Genomic DNA, 1,523 nt, shown 5'->3' on the forward strand with positions numbered 1-1,523 from the left:
GGGACAGATGAAGACGGCGAAGGGAACCTCGCCGTCGGCCGCTGAGCAGTTCTATTCCTTGGTTATATAAGGCATCCTAACAAGATTACTTTACTTCGCCATCCGTTTCTTATTGCGACACAACCAAATCGTCTGAGCTCCGTGGGCAAAGGGGTTCGTGGTTTCGAGTGTAACGCAGGATTGAACCACGCCTGCGCTCTCTGGTGGAGGCACAGATCTCGCGCATCAAGCGCTGCATCGGCGAGCGTCTGCTGACGCAGAAACTGGCGTCGCAGGAAGGCGAAGGTGTAGTCATCGCCAACCTCGTGAACCGGTGGAACTCGTTTGGCAGATGCGTTTGCGTTAAAAATGGATAGTCGCGTCCGTTGCACGGGAACTCATACCCATCCGGACAAAGCCTATTTGATGCACTTGTCAGTAACAGCACCTCGGCGTCCGGTTCGATCATGAATTGAGAGGTCAGTGCCTTGGTGGCCACTGGCGGGCGGTGTGGACCAGCGCCAGCACCCATACCGTTTCGCCTTCGATCTCGTACACGATGCGATAGCTTTCGTGAGGTATCAGATCGCGCGTGCCGGAGATCTTTCCCGGCTTTCCCATCCTGGGGAAGTCGGCCAGCTGCATGACGGCCTCGCTGAATAGCTCGTCCATTCTGACAGCGGCTGACACGTTGTCGGCTGCGATGTAGTCCCACACATCATCGCGATCCTGTTCCGCTTCAGGCGCCCAGATGACCCTCACGCCTTACCTGCCACGCTGGCACGCCGTGCAGCGAACCTAGCTTCAACCTCCTCATTCGAGCGACCATGGCCTGTACGCATCGAGGCACGGCCAGCCTCGACCTTACCGCGCAAGAACTCGTCATATTCGCGCGCTTCGCGTTGGCACCGCACGAATTCGCGCATCAACTCGCGTAGCACCTGCGACGCTGGTCGATGGGAGGCTTCGGCCTCGGCCATAAACTCGGCGCGCAACTCGGGCTCGAGCTTCATCGTGAAAACAGCTTCTTTCGACATGTGGCAACCTCCCGCAATGAATACTAACCAAGTATATACGTTTTGAGTATCATGGACAGGCCTGTCGTGCGACGCGGGGCGCCACAGTGATCCGTCCCCCAACGCTTCTGATTGGTTCGTTTTGGGTGTGCTATTGACGAACTAGCAAAATGTGGTACTGTATGCAGCGCATTTCGACCCAAACAGGACCAGTCCGCTCAAACAACCCTACCTGTAGCGGCCCGATAACATAAATCGTCGGGACCGATTACATCGGTGTTTTCGAGACCACATTAGCTGAGAATATCGGCGCGTCCGGGACCACATTACGTGAGAACGGGCCCACATTAGTTGAGAACAGCCCGATTACATCGGGCAGGGCCCACATTCAGTGAGAACGCTATAGCGGCACGCCAGCGGCCAGCAACTGGTCGTGCAACTCCTGTGTCCGCTCAGGCGGTAGATGTCCGCCGAGAAAGGCCCGGACCTCCTTGGGCTTGGCGCCGAGCATCTCCGTCAGGACTTTCG

Annotated in this window: 2 protein-coding genes; both read right to left on the minus strand. The window is 57.1% G+C overall.

Features of this window, described 5'->3' with window-relative positions:
• Positions 1-459: 459 nt before the first annotated feature.
• Positions 460-741 carry a type II toxin-antitoxin system RelE/ParE family toxin gene (locus tag P0D80_RS50075; RefSeq protein ID WP_408296158.1) on the minus strand — a complete coding sequence of 94 codons (282 nt, stop codon included), beginning with the start codon at positions 739-741 and terminating at the stop codon, positions 460-462.
• Entirely contained in the window at positions 738-1,016 is a 279-nt protein-coding gene (locus P0D80_RS50080) for an antitoxin of toxin-antitoxin stability system (protein WP_408296161.1), read from the minus strand. The genes P0D80_RS50075 and P0D80_RS50080 overlap by 4 nt, the downstream gene beginning before the upstream one ends.
• Between the last annotated feature and the right edge of the window lie 507 nt (positions 1,017-1,523).

Source organism: Paraburkholderia sp. RL17-373-BIF-A (genome assembly GCF_046030175.1).
Taxonomy (GTDB): domain Bacteria; phylum Pseudomonadota; class Gammaproteobacteria; order Burkholderiales; family Burkholderiaceae; genus Paraburkholderia.